Below are 321 nucleotides of genomic sequence, written 5' to 3'. Positions count from 1 at the left end.
AAATTAATGCCGATGATTGGTTGGACTTAGGTGGCTTATATTGTGTACCTGCTGAAGAGTTATTTGGTGCTACATTATGGCAACTTTATAAGGGCATCGATAACCCATATAAAGCAACATTAAAGACTATTTTAATGGAAGCTTATTCTTGGGAGTATCCAAATATAGAGCTTATTTCGACCTCATACAAAAAAAGTTTTCAGGAACAAGATTTCTATGATGAACACTTAGACCCATACTGTCTCATGCTTAGCAAAGTAAGTGACTACTTAATTAGCATTAATGATTTACAACGTTTAGAGTTAGTACGAGTTTGTTTTT

General features: G+C 33.6%; 1 protein-coding gene. It reads left to right on the top strand.

What is annotated here, in order from left to right:
• Window positions 1-321, top strand: a 321-nt coding sequence (locus GQR38_RS20310; protein WP_206006372.1) for a class I adenylate cyclase, incomplete at both ends; no start/stop codon positions are given.

This window comes from Pseudoalteromonas sp. c7(2019) (genome assembly GCF_011378625.1).
Classification (GTDB): Bacteria; Pseudomonadota; Gammaproteobacteria; order Enterobacterales; family Alteromonadaceae; genus Pseudoalteromonas; species Pseudoalteromonas arctica.
This window is presented reverse-complemented; position numbering and strand designations above follow the sequence as displayed.